The following is a 15109-nucleotide window of genomic DNA, read 5'->3' on the forward strand; positions in this document are numbered from 1 at the left end:
GCGAAACCGGGGGCATACGACACGCATGGAGTGAGTAATCGTGGGCAGACGACGTTTCGCGGGGACCGCGAACGCCGACCACAGGGAGATGCGACCTCATGGGCGCAGCAGCCACGGAACAGGCTCGATCGCACACCGCGATCGCCCCGGGGACCGAACCGGTGACGGTGGCCGCGATCGAGCTGCCCTGGGTGGAGGACGCGGGCAAGGTCGCCCCGACCGACGCGCGAGCGTTGTCGAAGATATTCTTCGAGCGGCTGCAGACCCTCGACGAGGGCACGCACGAGCACCAGTACGCGCGGAACACCCTGATCGAGCTGAACATGGCGCTGGTGAAGTTCGCCGCCCGGCGCTTCCGCAACCGCTCCGAGCCGTTCGAGGACATCGTCCAGGTCGGCACCATCGGGTTGATCAAGGCCATCGACCGTTTCGACCTGTCGCGCGAGGTGGAGTTCCCCACCTTCGCCGTGCCGTACATCGTGGGCGAGATCAAGCGCTTCTTCCGTGACACCAGCTGGGCCGTCCACGTTCCGCGGCGGCTGCAGGAGCTGCGCCTGTCGCTGGCCAAGGCCATCGACGATCTCTCCGCCCAGCTGGACCGCTCCCCCACCACCGCCGAGCTGGCCGCCCATCTGGACCTGACGACCGAGGAGGTCGTCGACGGCCTGGTGGCCAGTAACGGCTACACCGCCGGCTCGCTGGACATGCCCGCCACCGAGGACGACGAGCGGGGCGGCGGCGGTCTCGCCGACCGGATCGGCGACCTCGACCCCGCCATGGCGGGTGTCGAGAACCTGCAGACGCTCAAGCCCCTGATGGCGCAGCTCAACGCACGCGACCGGAGCATCCTGCAGATGCGCTTCGGCGAAGAGCTGACGCAGGCCCAGATCGGCGAGGTCCTCGGCGTATCGCAGATGCACGTCTCGCGGCTGCTCAGTTCCGTGCTGGCCCGGCTGCGCCGGGGGATGCTCGCCGGCACCTGCTGAGCCGGGCGCCCCTCGCCGCCACGGGCGGCCGCATTCGCGGCGCCGTCCGGCGCATGCCGGAAGGGTTCACCGGTTCGCGACGCACGGCACTTCGCTGCGTTGTCGGAGTCGTCCGGGTACGCCCGGTACGAGGACGATCCTCCGCCGTGCGACGCACCGCGCCGGACGCCGCGAACCCGGCAAACCTTTCCGGCCAGAGCCCTAGAGTGGCCGGATGGGACCCACACGCCTTGGCAGGACCCGTCTCGGACGACGCGTCATATCCCGCGCGCTCCGAGCGCGACGGACCACCGCGGCCGTCGCGATCGCGGTGTCGGCCGTCGCCGGCACGCTGGCCGGTTCCGCGCCGGCCCACGCCGGCGCCGCGCCCCCGCCCCGTTTCCCGGTGCCCGTGTCGGTCGGCCAGGCCCGGCAGGTGATCAGTGTTCAGGCCCACGGTACGTACGCGACCGTCATCGCCTGGCAGAAGACCGGCAGCATCTGGATCAGGCGGTACGTGACGACCGCCGCGCGGGTGGGCTCGCACGGCGTCACCAACGGCGCCACCCGCAAGCAGGGTACGTACACGACGCCCACCGGCACCTACACCCTCACCCAGGGCTTCGGCGTCGCCGCCGATCCCGGTACCCGGATGCCGTACCACCGCGTCACGACCGCGGACTGGTGGGTGGAGGATCCGTCCTCCCGCTACTACAACCGCATGCGCCGGGCCGCCCAGGGCGGCTTCCCGCTGACGGAGGCGGGCGTCCACGGCAGCGAGCACCTGGCCGACTACCCGGTGCAGTACCGCAACGCGCTCGTCGTCGACTTCAACATGAGCCCGGCGGTCCCCGGCCGGGGGGCCGGGATCTTCCTGCACGCGCTCGGCCCCAAGGCAGGGCCCACCGCGGGCTGCGTCGCGATCCCGCAGAACGTCCTCACCGACGTGCTGCGGTGGATCGACCCGGCGCAGCACCCGGTGATCGGGATCGGCTGATCGGTGGCCACGGCCGACCGACAGCTTGCTACCGGCAGGTATAGGTCGGCCTGCCCGGGGTAAGACATGCCTCAGTGCCAGGGCCCGGGGGGCCATCGCGGGGGGCGGGAGCGACATGATCGGGATCAAGCGCCGTACGCCGGCAATGCCGCCGCCGGTTCAGGCTGCCGCCCATCACCGGGGGCGGCACACTACGACGGCGCGATCGGCAGTATCGGAGCCGCCCGCCAACTGACGGCGGACTTCCTGCACCAGCTCGCGGCCGAGTGGTACGCCCCGGTCAGCGCGGAGCGGATGCAGGACGTCCTGCTGGTGGTGAGCGAGCTGGCCACCAACGCGGAGCGGCACTCCGGCGGCCCCTATCTGGTGGAGCTGGAGGGTGACGCGGAGTCCGTCCGCGTCACCGTGTGGGACAGCGGCAGCACCCTGCCGCGCGTCTTCGCCCCCGACCCGCTGCGGATCGGCGGTCACGGCATGGAGATAGTGCTGCGGCTGTGCGACGGACTGACGATGGAGCTCGTCCCGGTGGGCAAGCGTGTCCGCGCCCACTTCGACCTCACCCGGCCCACGGTCGCGTAGGTCCCGTGCCGGATCCCGTCTTCCGCTGACCAGCCCGTCTCCTGCCGACTCCTCATGGGCCCCCGTGGGCTGGGTCCGGAGCCTGCCAGGCAGCGGTGCAGAGGGAGTTCTCCGCTGCTTCCGCGTACAGGGCGGCGCCCAGCCAGGCGCGGGCGAAGTGGGTCGTATCGGCCGGCAGCAGTCGCCCGAAGGGGTCCCTGGCGCGTTGGGTGGCCGCCTGCTGCAGCGCGGCCAGGAGGTCGGCGGCGGTGGGGAAGGCGGACCGGCGCAGGCGCTGGGCGTCGGATGCCATCGATCCGGGGACGGCGAGGAAGCGGCGCCCGGCCGCGACGGCCTGTTCGAGACGCCGGTGCAGAAGGTGGAGCGGGGCCTGGTCCAGCGGTGCGCCGTTGTCGGGGCCGGGGCCGGTCGGTGGTGCGGCAGCGGATGGGGTGGGGAGATCGGCGCGCTGGAGGCGGTCCAGACCCATGTCGATGCGGCGTTCCGGCTCGGTGGGGTGCGCGACCGCCAGCAGGTGCAGCCGGGGCTGCGGCGCGGGGACGAGTCGGCCGACGATCCGCAGCCGCGCGCCGGGGAGTCCGGCCAGCATCCGGAGGTTGTCCCGGTGCGCCAGCGCGGGGTGGTCGTGGGCCGCGGTGAGGCGGAGCACCAGCTCGTCGCAGACCGCCAGCAGGCAGTCCCCGCCGGTCTCGCGGGCGGCGCCGAGGATCGTGACGTCGAGGAAGAGCAGATCGGCGCCCGCGTGTGAGGTCGCCGCGCCGGGGGCGCGGGAGCGGAGGGCGCGCGCGACCTGTTCCGCGGCCGGGACGGCCCACAGAGCCCCGAGGGGTTCCTCCGTCCAGGCGGCTCCCGCCGCGCGCACCGCCTTGACCGCGGCGCCCGCGCCGAGCCGGCCCGTCGGCGAGACGGTGGCCCCGGACAGGGCGAGTCCGGCGTGGGACAGCTCCCGGTGGGTGAGAGCGGTGTCACCGAGCCGCACGGTGCGGTCGGCCGCGGCGGCGGCCCGGCCCGGGCCGCCCGGCGCGATGTCCGAGACGGTGTAGAGCCGGCCGTCGGCGGCCGCGGTCCAGGTCGTGGCGCCCGCATAGCCGCCCGCGGTGATCAGCGGTTCGGTGAACAGTCCGTACAGACGCAGCGACCCGTCCGGCACGTAGGCCTGGCGGGCGGTGCCGCGCAGGGCGGCGAGTTCGGACCCGACGGCGTCGGGCAACCGGTGGGCGGTGGCCAGCAGTTCGCGTACCGCCGTGGCCAGGTCCCCCAGCCGGTGTGCCGAGTCGGCGGAGCGCGCGGCGCGCAGCCCGTTGACGACCGAGACGGCCGCCGCGGCCGGGCGGGGCAGCCCGCCGAGCTTCGCCGCGTGGGCCGCCCGCAGCAGCTCGGCCTGCAGGACGGCCCCGGCGCCCTCGATCCCCGCGTCGAGCACGGCGGCTCCGGCGGCCCACAGGGCTTCTGCGGCGGCCCGCTGCTCGGGGGGCGGGACGTCCTCGGCACTCGCGATGGCCTCGACACCCGGCACGGCCTCGTCGTCGGCGGTGCCCTGGAGAGCAGGTGCCGGTTCGTCGTCCGCCACGGGCGCGGCGGACGCGACGGCCGCGCGGTGCAGACAGCCCGGCGCGAGCAGACAGCCGCAGCGGATCGCGGCCGCCGAGGTCACCACGCCGCCCGGGGCGTGGAGTTCCAGAGCGATCTCGTCGTCGACCGCGATCCGTACGGTGTCGCCGTCGCGGATGGCGGCCCTGGCGGCGATCTTGGTCGCGGCGGCGTCCAGGCGTTTGCGCAGCCGGGGCGAGAGGGCGCCGACGATCTCGGCGGTCACGGCGGGCGCGACTGCGGGCAGGTGGTCCTGGCTCATGCGATCTTCTCCCCTACCCAGCGGGCGAGTTCGAGCGGGCTGAGGGCGGCGACCGGCATACCGGCGGCGACGAGCTGACCGGCGACGCCGGTCGAGTACCGGGGACGTCCGGCGTCGTCCAGGCTCGCGCAACCGAGGACGTGGCAGCCGGCCCCGACGAGGGCACGGACCTCGGAGAGCAGTCCGCCCAGCGGGTAGCCCTCCTCGAAGTCGCTGATCACGACGACGAGGGTGCGCGACGGCACGGTCACCAGAGTGCGCGCTTGACGCAGTCCTGCGGCGATGTGGGTGCCGCCGCCGACGCGGACCTCGAGGAGCAGCGAGAGGGGGTCGTGCACCTGGTCGGTGAGGTCGATGACCTCGGTGGAGAAGGCCAGGAAGTGCGTGGACAGGGTGGGTACTCCGGCCAGCACCGCGGCGGTGAGGGCCGACCAGATGGTGGAGGACTCCATCGAGCCCGACACGTCGGTGACCAGGACGAGCCGCCAGTCGGCGGCGCGGCGCGCGCGGGAGCGGAAGACGGGCCGCTCGGGGATCACCTGGACGCTGCCGTCGGCTGCCCGGCGCGCGGTCGCGAGGTTGGCGTGCAGGGTGCGCGCCAGGTCCAGCCGTCCCCCGGGGCGCCGGCTGGGGCGGGGCAGTGTCATACCGGTCATGGCGGGCCGCAGCCGGGTGGCCAGCTGTCGGGTGAGCTCCTCGACGAGCCGGCGCACCAGCGGGCGCAGCGCGCCGAGCCGGGCCTCGGGCAGGCCGCCCGCGTGCTGCAGGACCATCTTGAGCAGATCCACGGAGGGCCGGACGCTGCCGGGATCGAGTTCGGTCAGTACGTCGCGGCGCCCCGAGGCGGCCGCCGCGGCGAGCACCTCCTCGCGGATGCCGGGGCCGAACAGCGCGGCCAGTTCCTCGGACCATTCCCGGACCCCCGGGTACGGGGCCTGACGGCCGCCACGGTTCCCGCCCGCGCTCCCGGTGAGATCACCGCGTGAGCCCTCGCCGCGTCCGCTGCCGTACAACTCGTCCAGGGCCGTCGCCAAAGGCGCCGCCGACGGCGGGAGTCGGTCGGTACGGCGGCCCAGTACCAGCCGCCACCGGTCGGCGGGGGCCAGGACGCGATCCCCGGCGGCCGGTAGCGACAGCGGGACGGTCGAATCCGCTGGGGCGGCGGGTTCAGTCTCGCCGTCGCTTCCGACCGCGGTGAGGAGCGCGGGCAGCAGGCCCAGCCGGGCCAGCTGCTCGCGGGCGGACAGATCGGCCCGGGTCCACCGGGCCAGCGCGGCCGGGTCGACGCCGTCCGTGTCGGTGATGTGTCCGGCGTCGTCGCCGAGTCGAGCCTCCACCGTCGTCAGCAACCGGTCGCGGGCGGCCGGACTGAGGGTGTCGAAGCCCCCGCGCAGCGCGGGCAGGCGGTCCAGAAAGGCGCTGTCGCCCAGCTCCGTGATCCGTTCCAGCAGCGGATCCAGGACGGGTGCCATGGTCTCCAGGAGCGGCCCCGCCGCGGTGAGCAGGCCGGTCAGGCGGGCGGTCAGGGCCGCCCGGGAGCCGGCGTCGGCGGCCGCGTCCACCCAGGACGCGGTGCGGGTGCCGAAGGCATGCGCGTTCTCCTGCCCGAGCAGGACCCGCACGGCGCCCGCCGCGGCGGACATCAGCGGTGAGCCGTCGGCGGCCAGTCGGGCGAGGGAGTCGGTCAGCCGGATGCCGCCGAACGCGTCCGCGCGGTGCGCGAGTTCGAGCAGCGCACGGGCGTCCGCCGGGTCCTCGGAACCGGTCAGCCCGTCGACCTGGCGGACGGCGGCGGCGGTCAGCAGTTCGTTGACCGCCGTGGCCCGCTCGCCGCGGGCCTCCTCCCCGCGGAGTCCGGCGACATGGCCGGCCCTGATGCGGTCCAGCAGCGCGAGGGCGGCGAGCAGTTGGGGCAGGGTGCCGGTGGCGGGCACGCCCTGGCCCAGCTCCTCGAGCCGCTCGTCCGCCAGCGCGGGCAGGCCGCACGAGGCCGCCTCGGCCAGACCGTCGATGGTCTGGGCGGCCGTGGGGCCGCCCGCGTCGTGCTCGCCGCGGCGGCGTTCGCGCAGCAGCCCTTCCGCGGCCTGGCCGGGCGTGACGCCTCGGATACCGGCGGCGGCCAGCATGGCGGCGGTGGCCGGGGTCCAGCGCACCTCCCAGCGGGTGGTGACGGCGTCGCCGCCGCCCGCGCCCGTCACGGCCGTCGCCGCGGCGTAGGGGATGCCGCACACCGTCAGCCGGCGCAGCAGCAGCTCACGGCGGCGGTCGAGGTCCGAACGCAACGGGTCCAGCCGCAGGTCGCGCGCGGCGGCCGTGCCCGCGTCGCCGGGGCCCGGCAGACCCAGGCGGGCGACCTCCTCCTCCACGGCCGGCGCCAGACCGCTGCGCGGCGCTTCCGGCGCGGGCCGGCCGGAGCGGGTACCCACCAGGACCCGCTCCAGGGCCCGGGCGACGGCGCGCCCCCGCCCGAGGGGCTCGCCCTGGGTGAGCACCGTCTGCACGGACTCGATGAGCTCCCCGCGGCCGGGCGCGGGCAGACCGCGCAACCGGGCGAGATCGCCCGCCAGCCGCACGATCTCGCGGGCGTCCGCGGGGCCCGACGGGTGGTCCTGCGCGCGCAGTTCGGCGCAGATCCGCACGGCGGTCCCGAGCAGTGCCTCGTCGATCGCGGCCGGACTGCCCGCCGCCCGCAGGACCAGGTGCTGCCATTCGGGGTCGCGGATGCCGGCCGGGTAGCCGGACCGCTCGTCCAGCAGCGGGTAGGTGTACGGAATGAGGGACACCGTCCACACCGGAGCGGTGGCGTCGACGGCGACGGACGGGGCCGGTCCGGCGTCCGGGCTCAGCAGTGCCGGGGTGTGGAAGGCGCCCACGACGACCGCCGCCCGGCGGCCGGAGCTTCGGACCTCGTCGAGCCGCGCGCGCATCCACCGCTCCCGGGCGAGGTCCGACGCCGCCACGCCCCCACAGCGCTCGGCGTCGTGCCGCAGCGCCCAGCCGGTGAGCAGGGCGGCGCGGCGCAGCGCCTCGGGGGTGGAGCCGGGGGCCGCGGTCTCCACGAGGCGGTCCCAGAGATCCTCTCCGGGACGCCCGGTGAGCCGGGCGTTCAGCGCGTCGCGCAGACCGGGCCCTTCGCCGCCGAAGCCGCCCCGGCCGGACGGCGGGCGGCCTTCGTGCCAGGCCGGGTCGGACAGCGGCAGGTCGCACGCGATGACCGGGACGCCGTGCTCGGCGGCCCAGCGCAGGGCCGCGAGTTCGGGAGAGAAGTCGGCGAACGGATAGAAGGCGGGCCCACGCCCGTCCCCGCCGGCGGCGGGGACGGCGGCCAGTGCGACCGGGGCGCGGGTGTCGGCGTGGGCGAGCCAGGGCAGCCACTCCTGCATCTCGGCGGGCAGCTCGACGAGCAGCACCTCCGGCGCGGCGGCGGCCAGCAGTTCCGGCATGACGGCGGCGAGCGACGGCGCGTGGTGACGGACGCCGATGAGGTACGGGACGGCGGGGCCGGTGAGGGCCTCCACCGCCTCGTCCGGCGTCATCGGCGGCGCGGACGGTGTCACGGCGTCGGCCGTGGACGGAACGGTCATGGCGTCAGCTCTCCAGGACCGAGCGCAGGTCCCACAGGGTGCGCCAGGTCGCGGATCCCTGCTCGGCCCGGCGGCGCACCGCGCCGTCCCAGTACCCCAGCAACCGGGCGGCGTCCGCCGGGTCGTCCTTGCGGACGACGCCGAGCAGATGGCCCGGGAGCAGGGACAGCACGTCCCGGTCGCCGGGGAAGTACGCGGCGGCCAGGGCCAGCGAGCCGGCCACCGACACGGCCTCCGCGGTGCTCATCACCGTGGAGGGCCGTTCGACCTCCCAGCCCTCGGCCGACCGCCCGTCCCGCAGATCGCGGAAGGCCGTCACGAGGGCTTCGAGGATCGCGTCGTCCACCTGGAAGGGTGCTCCCGCCCGTGTGACGGCCGCGTGGGCCTGGCGGCGCACCAGGGCCGTCTCGGCGTCCAGGTCGCCGATGGGGCCGACCGTCTCGAAGTTGAAGCGACGCTTGAGGGCTGCGGACATCTCGGAGACGCCCTTGTCGCGGAGGTTGGCGGTCGCGATGAGCGTGAAGCCGGGCGCGGCGTGCGCGAGGGCGTCCTCCCCGCCGGCCAGCTCCGGGACGGCGATGCGCCGTTCGGACAGCAGCGAGACCAGGGCGTCCTGGACCTCCGGCAGGCAGCGGGTGATCTCCTCGACGCGGGCCACCGCGCCGCGGGTCATGGCGGTGAGGACCGGGGACGGCACCAGGGCCTGGCGGGTGGGGCCCTGGGCCAGCAGCAGCGCGTAGTTCCAGCCGTACTTGAGCTGGTCCTCGGTGGTGCCCGCGGTGCCCTGTACCACCAGGCCGCTGGTGCCGCACACGGCGGCCGACAGCAGCTCGGAGAGCATCGACTTGGCGGTGCCCGGCTCGCCGACGAGCAGCAGTCCGCGCTCCCCGGCCAGAGTGACCACGCAGCGTTCCACCAGAGCGCGGTCGCCGACGAACTTCTGCTCGACCACCAGCCGGCGCGGAACCCCCTCGGGTGCCGTGGCGCCGTCCGGCAGTTGCAGGGTCTCCCCGCTGCCCATCACGAAGGTGACGACGGCGCGCGGGGTCAGCCGCCAGGAGGGCGGGCGGGGGCCGCCGTCATAGGCGGCGAGGAAGGCCAGCTCGGTGGCGTGGCGGTCCTCGGGCGGCGTGACCTGGCGGTCCGGCGCCGCGGGGGAGGCGGTCTCGGTGCGGATGTCGGTGGTCATCGACGGCGGCCCTTCCGGGTGGCACGGGTGGTGAGTTCTTCGAAGGCGGGGGCGTCGCCGTCCTGCACGCGCCCCCAGGCGAGGGCGAACAGGGCGGGAACGGGGAGGTGCGGCCGGGCCCTGGCGTAGTCGCTCAGCGGGTAGAGCCCTTCCTTCCAGGTCTCCACCGGCAGGGCGGGGGACTTGAAGTCGTGCCAGCCGCAGGGCAGGAACAGGCTCCGGCCCGCGCGGGACCGCTTGGCCTCCAGGACCAGGTCCGTGGCGGCCAGTTCCGTCCGCGCCTTCTTCAGCCGCGCGGGCTTCCACCCGGTCCACCGGGCGCAGTCGCGGTCCGTCGGGTCGGGCAGGGCCAGCAGCTGCAGATAGAGCGCGGCCGCGTCCTCGCTCAGCGCGTGGGCGGCGGCCACCTCGGTGACCAGCCCCGGCACCGATCGGGTGGGGTCCTGCGCGTACCCGGTGACGTCGTCGGGTCCGGTGCCCGCGTTGACGGCCTGCTCCAGGTCGCTGCCGAGCAGCACCCGTATCGAGGCGATGGTGCCGGTCCGCGAGGGGCCGAGCAGTCCTTCGAGCAGTCCGAAGACGGGGTCGTCGGCGCCGGTGAGGCCCGCCGTGCGGACCAGGGTCGTCTCGATGTCGGCGTACCAGGGTCGCAGGAGGAGGCTGTCCCCGACACGGGTGAGGCCGTCGGGCCCCGCTCCGCCGCTTGCGGGCAGGCTGTACGCCGTGCGCAGCGCGGCGGCGGTCGGGGTGCCCTTGTCGGTCCACTGCACGTCGAGGTCGAGGACAAGGCCGGGGTCGGCCAGGCGCCGGCGGACGGCGGCGAGTCCCGCGGGCAGGTGGGCCCGCAGCGGGTGTCCGTACGGCAGTCCGTAGGCCAGCCCGCTGAGCGCGGCGACGGCGCCGGTCAGGGCGCCCCGGCCGGGCAGGGCGGAGGGGTCGTCGGGGACGAGGTCGCCGTCCTTGTCGCGACGCATGGTGGTGGTGCGGCTCAGCCACGCGGTACGGGCGGGGTTGAGGACGGCCTCCGCGGCGTCCGTGCCGACGCCGTGCAGCACGTCCGCCAGATCCTCCGGCAGCCGGACCAGCGAGCCCAGGCGCTCGGCCCATACGTGGACCGCCGCGTCGATGTCCGGTCCCATCGCCCACAGCTCTGCCGGGTCGGCCGGCAGCAGGGCGTCCAGCAGAGCCAGCCGGTTGTCGCGGCCGAGCGCGTTGAGGCGGTGGTCGGCCCGTTCCGCCTGGCGGGTCTTGAGGCCGAGCGGGGACAGCCCGGCCGCCTCCGTCTCGCCGGTGGCCGCCGCGATCAGCAGAGTCGCCTGGGCGGGCCCGATGCCGGTGGCGGTGTCGAGAGCGACGGCCGCTTCGGGCCGCCACGCGGTGGCGCCCTGTTCCCGGATGAGGCGGATCAGTGGCAGCAGGCGCTCGTGCGGGAACGCCGGGTCGTGCCGCCGCTCATCGTGCAGGGTGAAGTCGGCGATCTTGCCGAACGCGCCCTCCGGGTCGTGGTCGAGGGCGAGCCAGTGGATGCGTTCGGTCCCCCGGGCGGTGTTCTGCCGACCGAGGATCACCACGGTGCGGCCACCGCGGCGCAGCACCTGCCCGACACGCTCCCGCTTGGGGTCCTCCTCGCACAGGATGACCTCGCGCAGGGCGCCCGGGGGGTCCGCGAGCGGGCCGGCGGCCACCGCTTCGAGCAGCGTCAGCAGCGCCTCCCGGTGCTCGGCGGAGGTGCTGGGTGAGGCGGCGCGGTAGGCGAGGGGGCGCAGCGTGTTCAGGAAGGGCAGCCAGACCATTCCGACGCCGGGGACCGTGTGGGCCTCGCCGTTCCAGCCGTCGCCCAGGGCGGGCAGCGGGACGGGCTCGGGCAGCGGCTTGCCGTCGGCGGGCTTGCCCGACAGGACCTGGTTGACCGCCAGGATCTGCTGGAGGGCGGTCCACACCTCGCCCTGCCCCCACCGCATGTAGCCGCCCGGCACGGCGATACCGGTGGTGGCGGCGCGCAGCGTCGCGTCGTCGCCGTGGGCGGGCCGGTGCTGGGCGAACATGCCCTCGGTCCGCGGTGTCGCGGGCTGTTGGGGCTGCACGGGTGTGACGAACCTGGTGGTGGCGAGCACGTGGTTGACGGCGGCCCGCACGATCGCGGTCACGCCGGTGAGCAGCCGCGGGTCGGACAGCACGGGGAGCGCCGCGGCGACGGCCGTCCGGACCACCGCTTCCTCGGACGGTCCGGTGTACGTCTCCCGCGCGGCGGCGGCCGCGGCGCGCCGCTCTTCCAGGGCGGTGATCGCCGTGCTGAGCAGGGCTTCGACGTCCGTGTCGGTGACCGCCCGCAGGGCTGCCGAGCCCTGCTCGTCGCGCGGGCGCAGGGCGTGCCAGAACGCCGGTGGCGGCACGTGTGCGGTGCCCGCGGCGTACTCCCCGCCCTGTTCGCCGATGGAGACGGAGCCCAGTACGCCGGCGGCGTCGGACGTGCCGTGCGCCGGGTGTAGCTGGATGGTGTTGCCGACCTGGGCGGCGACGGGGCCCGCTCCCCCGGGCAGCCGCAGGACGCCCAGCGGTACCGGGTGGTGGCCGGGGCCGGCGGCCACGGGGAGGGTGACGGTGCGCCCGTCGGGTGTGCCGGCGGTGACCCGTCGCTCGTGGTCGCGGCCCTCGGTCCGTACCCAGCGGCCGAGGACGGTGCCGTCGGTGCCGAACGGGGTGTTCTCCAGGCCGGGCATCAGCGGCAGCACCTCGCAGTCCTGCTGCACGAGCCGGGCGTCCTCCCGGATCCCGGACTGCAGGAACGCGGGCAGCGAAGCCCGGCCGTGCGTGCCGCCGGCCGGGTCGTACTCGACCCAGATGGGCTCGCGGCCCTGCTTGCCCTGGCGCCAGTACCCGGTCCCGTCGCCCAGCACGGGCCGGGAGGACGGCAGGGTCGTGTCACCGGCGTGCAGGGTGCGCCCGCCGGTGGCACGGCCGCCGCCGGGCAGCGGCAGCGACGGGGTGCCCGCCGTCTGCGCGCTCCACCAGTACGGCAGCTGCTCGCCGCCGAGCGTGAACACCTCGGAGGGGCGGCCCGACCAGTAGGCGCGCTGCTTGCTGTCCTCGTACCAGATGACGAGCAGTTCGCCGTCCGTGTAGCGGAAGTGCGGGCGCCGCCACTGGTCGTGGTCGACCGGCAGGCGCAGGTCGTGCTCCAGCAGGACCCCTTCGGGGCCGACGACGACGGCTCTGTTCCGGTTCGCGACGATGAGCGCGGGCCACGCCTCGGCGACCATGACCCAGTGGTTCCGGTCGGCCCGTTCGGAGTCGAGCTGCTGGTAGACCTCCTCCAGGGCGGGCCAGCCCAGTTCGTCCACGATGCCCGCGCGCAGGGTGGCGGCGAGGACGGGGGCCAGGTCGTGTCCGCCGACCCGGGCGACGGCCGCGGCGTTGACCCGCGCGGCCACCGGGCGGAACCGTGCGATCCGGCTGAGCGCCGCGCGCGAGCCGGGCAGACCGGTCGCACCGGTGAACTCCTCGGCGCGATCGCGCAGCCAGTCGTGCAGCACCTCGCTCAGGACCGGGTGGGCGGCGATCGCGTCGAGTACGGAGTTCGCCGCCCGGTGGTCGTTGAGGCCGCTCAGGGCGTGGTGGAGCAGCCCGCGGAAGCGGGGGCGACCCGCGACGGCCGTGAGGTCGCGGCGGCCGGGGGCGTCGTCGGTGAGCCAGCCCTCCAGCGGGAGATGGACCGGGGCGCCGGGGGCCGGTTCGGTGAGGGGGATGCCCCAGGCCAGGCAGGCGTCGAGCAGGTCCAGGTCGGCGCCGGCGTGCCAGCGCCCCTGGAACAGGTCGACCGGACGACCGTCGGAGCGGAGCCGGGGGGTCATCCGCTCGACGAGCGCGAGCGTCACGGCGCAGCGCTGGGAGCTGGACGAGCCGTGCTTGCGGTGCAGCGCCCAGCGGCTGAGCCAGTCCGCCGGATCGGTGCCCGCCGTGCCGGTCTCCTCGGTGAGCAGGGTGTCGGCGCCGGTCTCGGCGAGGAGCCCGAGCCAGGACTCGTCGGCGGACCTGCCGTTTCCGAGTCCGGTGGGCAGGATCTCCAGCAGCCGGGCGCGGACGGCCGGTTCGCCCGCGGCGAGCGTCACCAGGGTGGCGCGGTAGGCGGTCCAGAACGAGGCGGGTGCGCGGACGATGCTGGGTGAGGCGAGCAGGTCGGCGACGAAGGCCGATTCGGCGGTCAGCCGGTCGAGACCCGCGGCTTTGATGAGGCCGCGGGCGTCCTGCGGAAGGGCGGCGTACGGCGGCATCCCGGCGGCGCAGCGTTCGACGGCCAGCCGGCGGAACTGCGCCCACGCCTCCGCCGGGTCGAGCCGCCGGGAGAGGTCCTGTGCGTGGTCCTTGAGCGCCTTGACGGTCAGCGCGCCGGCGAAGGCGAACTCCAGGAAGACCGCCCGCTGGCGGTCCTCGTCGACCGCCAGGCCGTGCACGCGCTCGGCGGCGCGTGCCTTGCCGAAGAGCGTCGCGGCGTAGGTGCTGTTGTCGTGTTGCAGGAAGACCCGGGCGGCCTGCTCGTAGAACGTCGGCAGGAAGTGCGGTACGGCCCGGCCGAGCCGGGTGGCGAGTGCTTCGAAGCCGTCCTTCGCGGCGCCCGCGCGGGACTTGGCCTGGCGGGCGAGCCGCTCCATGTCCTTGACGAGGGCGAGGGCGTGGTGGCCGTTGGCCGGGTCGTTGACCAGGGCCCAGGCGGGGAAGCCCAGCGTCTCCCGGCGGACCTGGCCGACCTCGGGGGTCTCGGGTTCGCGGACCAGCCCGAGGAAGTCCAGCGCCAGGTCCTCGGCATCCCCGAGGGTCCCGGCCACCAGGCGCACCACGCGCCGGTCGTCGAGCGCCGGGTGCGTGTACGTGCGGGCGGTGAGCGCGTCGGCGTCGTCACGGGTGACGGTGCCGGGGCGCAGGATCGCGCCGGCGTCGAGCAGGGCCGCGGCCCGGGTGGTGTCGTCGGTCTTCATGCCGCCTGCTCCTCGTCCTCGATGTCGCGTCCTGCGTACAGGGCCGCGGCCATGCGCATGCCCTCCGACCACGCCACCGGTCCGACCTGGCCGGCGGTCAACGCCCGTCCCGCGCCGTCGGTCCAGGTCAGCGAGCCGGTCTCGGCCTGCTCGTAGCTCTCGTAGTCGCCGATCCAGATCCGCGCCTCGACCGTTCTGCCGTCCTCGACCACCGGGCAGACCGCCTGGCCGCCACGCGCCCGGTAGCCGAACTGGGTGGCACGGCCGTGCAGGAACCGCAGTTCCTTGAAGGTCCCGCCCGCGTAGTCGTCGACCGAGGCGGTCTCCGCGTCCAGGCCCGCCGGGCGGTGCCATACCTCACGGAAGAGCTGCTGCACCTTCTGGTCGACGGTGAGCTCGACCGCGAACTCCCGCAGCTCCTCCAGGTCGTCCAGCAGCACAGGGTGCGGTATGCGGACCAGCTCGGGGCTGATGCGCACGGTGTCACCGTCCAGGTCCACCAGGCCCAGGCCCCGGACGGGGTCGGCGTCCCGCAGGAACCCGGCGACGTCGCCGTTCTCGCCGATGACGACGAGGTCGCGCAGGGCGGACTGCCAGGCGGTGTCCTGCCACACCTGGGCGATGGCCGCGACCGGGACGGGCAGCGAGCGCACCATCCACCGCTCCACGTCGGCGGCGCACTGCCGTTCGTGCCGGTCCAGCCACTCCACCAGCTGGCGCAGTCCGACCACGGCCGGATCGTCGGCCAGCTTCGGCGGTACCGTCTTCAGCCGGCGCCCCGCCGCGTTGCGGCAGACCACTTTCCCGTCGTCGAGCGCGACTTGGTAGTCGCCGGCCGGAACCCACCCCATGTGCTGTCTCCTTGGTCAGACGGCTGTTCCGGGGCATGGCGCAGCGCATGGCACAGCCCATGGCATTCCCCCGGTCGCAGCACCGCCGCGATCACGATGGTGCGACTCTAGGGGGACCC

8 protein-coding genes are annotated in these 15109 nt (G+C 75.0%); 3 read left to right on the forward strand and 5 right to left on the reverse strand.

Translation table 11 applies throughout. The features are described from left to right. The first annotated feature begins 98 nt into the window (after window positions 1–98). The 3 genes from M2266_RS02900 (at window position 99) to M2266_RS02910 (ending at window position 2541) form a co-directional block, all read left to right on the forward strand. Window positions 99–986: an RNA polymerase sigma factor SigF gene (locus M2266_RS02900; protein ID WP_277436666.1), complete on the forward strand. Its 888-nt coding sequence runs from the start codon at window positions 99–101 to the stop codon at window positions 984–986. A 214-nt stretch (window positions 987–1200) separates the two neighbouring features. Further along, entirely contained in the window at window positions 1201–1962 is a 762-nt protein-coding gene (locus M2266_RS02905) for a L,D-transpeptidase family protein (RefSeq protein WP_277436667.1), read from the forward strand. A gap of 204 nt (window positions 1963–2166) precedes the next feature. Next, window positions 2167–2541, forward strand: a complete 375-nt coding sequence (locus M2266_RS02910; RefSeq protein ID WP_277441047.1) for an ATP-binding protein — start codon at window positions 2167–2169, stop codon at window positions 2539–2541. A 52-nt stretch (window positions 2542–2593) separates the two neighbouring features. On the opposite strand, the gene M2266_RS02915 is transcribed toward M2266_RS02910, so the two are convergent. From M2266_RS02915 to M2266_RS02935, 5 genes are read right to left on the reverse strand one after another with little or no spacing between them, the layout of a single operon-like run. Next, window positions 2594–4393 carry a hypothetical protein gene (locus tag M2266_RS02915; RefSeq protein WP_277436668.1) on the reverse strand — a complete coding sequence of 600 codons (1800 nt, stop codon included), beginning with the start codon at window positions 4391–4393 and terminating at the stop codon, window positions 2594–2596. Beyond that, window positions 4390–7977: a DUF5682 family protein gene (locus tag M2266_RS02920; RefSeq protein WP_277436669.1), complete on the reverse strand. Its 3588-nt coding sequence runs from the start codon at window positions 7975–7977 to the stop codon at window positions 4390–4392. Before M2266_RS02920 ends, M2266_RS02915 begins: the two co-directional genes overlap by 4 nt. 4 nt (window positions 7978–7981) lie before the next feature. After that, entirely contained in the window at window positions 7982–9166 is a 1185-nt protein-coding gene (locus M2266_RS02925; protein ID WP_277436670.1) for an AAA family ATPase, read from the reverse strand. Continuing rightward, entirely contained in the window at window positions 9163–14139 is a 4977-nt protein-coding gene (locus tag M2266_RS02930; RefSeq protein WP_277436671.1) for a hypothetical protein, read from the reverse strand. The genes M2266_RS02925 and M2266_RS02930 overlap by 4 nt, the downstream gene beginning before the upstream one ends. Further along, window positions 14136–14990, reverse strand: coding sequence for a DUF4132 domain-containing protein (locus tag M2266_RS02935; protein WP_277436672.1), 855 nt, complete (start codon window positions 14988–14990; stop codon window positions 14136–14138). Before M2266_RS02935 ends, M2266_RS02930 begins: the two co-directional genes overlap by 4 nt. Window positions 14991–15109 lie beyond the last annotated feature (119 nt).

Origin of the sequence: Streptomyces sp. SPB162 (assembly GCF_029504575.1) — a bacterium.
In the GTDB taxonomy this organism is placed as follows: domain Bacteria; phylum Actinomycetota; class Actinomycetes; order Streptomycetales; family Streptomycetaceae; genus Actinacidiphila.